Source organism: Acidovorax sp. CF316, from assembly GCF_000276605.1.
Lineage (GTDB): Bacteria > Pseudomonadota > Gammaproteobacteria > Burkholderiales > Burkholderiaceae_C > Acidovorax.
In genome coordinates this window covers 1-1,670 of the sequence record NZ_AKJX01000072.1, presented here as the reverse complement: position 1 = coordinate 1,670, position 1,670 = coordinate 1, and the positions used below count along the sequence as shown (strand labels likewise).

2 protein-coding genes are annotated in these 1,670 nt (G+C 55.3%); both read left to right on the top strand.

The features are described 5' to 3' along the window. Positions 1 to 718, top strand: a 718-nt coding sequence (locus PMI14_RS34730; protein ID WP_007851702.1) for a hypothetical protein, incomplete at its 5' end; no start/stop codon positions are given. Between the two features lie 17 nt (positions 719 to 735). Further along, the gene (locus tag PMI14_RS34725; RefSeq protein WP_146187999.1) at positions 736 to 1,011 is read left to right on the top strand and encodes a hypothetical protein; all 276 of its coding nucleotides are present in this window, start codon (positions 736 to 738) and stop codon (positions 1,009 to 1,011) included. The last annotated feature ends 659 nt before the right edge of the window (positions 1,012 to 1,670 follow it).

Here is a 1,670-nt window from a genome sequence, read left to right as displayed (position 1 = left end):
TGATGGGCAGGATTTGGTGGATCTGGCGTTTGGTATTGCGCAGTTGGAGCGCTCAGCCTCGGCCCCGCCGCAGAACGGTATTGAGCGGCCCAATGGCAGCGCACCTTCCGCCCCGTACCTTCCCATCCAGATGAGCCGCGATGCAGGCAAGGACGGTGCGGGTGCGGCGCCGGAGAAAGGCCCGCTGGGGTCGGAGAACAATCCGCGTCCGGTTCCGCTCACAGACTTCAAGGTTCGAATAACTACGGACAACGACCCAAGTAACGCCATTACGATGCTCGTGGACGGAGAGGATGTTGATTTTGCCAGCGTGGAAATAACAGATAACGGCCCAATCTTGAGCATTTCAAAAAGGGCAAAAATAAAATCAACAGAGGAGCACGTGATAATCAACACCCCTGGAGTGACCGAGGCAATATTGAGAAAATTGATTTCTTATTACATTGAAACCACGGGGAGCCCCCCGATTGCCTTGCCTGGCAAGCTGGCTGAAGAAAATCTCAAAAATTTCCAAAAAGAATTCGACAAGCATCGTAAAAGCAATCACAATGGAACGAAAAATTATTGGGCGCAGGCCGCGATAAGAGATATATCGTTCGGCAAGGCCAGGGGGAAAGTTGGATACGAGGCCTTCGAGATAACATTGAAGGACCCTATTGACGCCGATGGACTCAAGGATGTTCCTAGCAAGGTTAATATAATTGCCAGGAAAAAATAACTGTTAAAGGATTTGCTATGGCTGGGTTATATGATTCCACTCTAGAGTTCCTGAATCGTGATCTTGGGAGGGATATTTCTCAGGAGGAGGGAAGCTGTCGTGATTACAGAGATGTATACAACCTACATCTGGAGGACGTGCGCAAACTTGCACGATTGGATGCGGAAAAATACATAAGACATCTCCTCGGAAAAGGGGCAAGTCTTGGAAATGCAAAACTCTTTGTGTACTTTGTCGCAAAGGAAGGAATGGACATTGATCACTGGATGAAAAATTATTACGACAAAGAATGAAATAAATTTCTACGATTCTTGAATCGCTGGAAGTGATGGGTGCGTCGGTTCTGGCACGCAGGAATCGATGGGGAAACCCCTGGAGAGAAGAGCGAGGCCATAGGCGCGCTCGGGATCCGTCCAGTTGGTCGTTTAATGGGTGAGTTAAGGTTGACGAGCTACTCGCCGTCCTGAAAAAACCCACTTCCCGCAAGCGCACCTGCAACAGCGCCCCAGCCCCAGGCCACCGCCCCCATAGACGCACAGGTCCAGGCCCTGGACTCCGGCATGCTCGTGGTTGGAGGCGACCAGGCAGCCATCTTGGCGCACCTGCAGGCCGGCGGCGTGCTCGGTGCCGAGCCATTCGCAGGCGTGACCCTGGTCCCCGTGGACCAGGCGGCACTGGCACAGCAGGTGCCCAGCCGCCCACCCGCTGCACCGGCTGGCCCGGTTGGCACGCAGGCAGATCGGGGGTCTCAGCGCGCATCGGCAACGGCCACCTTGCCCCGGGCCAGAACTGCCGCACAGCTTGCGCCCACCGCGACCCAAGCACCAACGGCTGGCAGTTCCATAGGTGGCCCCAGCCCAGTGGGCGCCAGTGCACCTCGTACTGAGGTGCGGCATGGCTTGCCCGCGAGCGCTGCAGCGTCTCAGCCTTTGCCCGTCATGGAGATGCAACG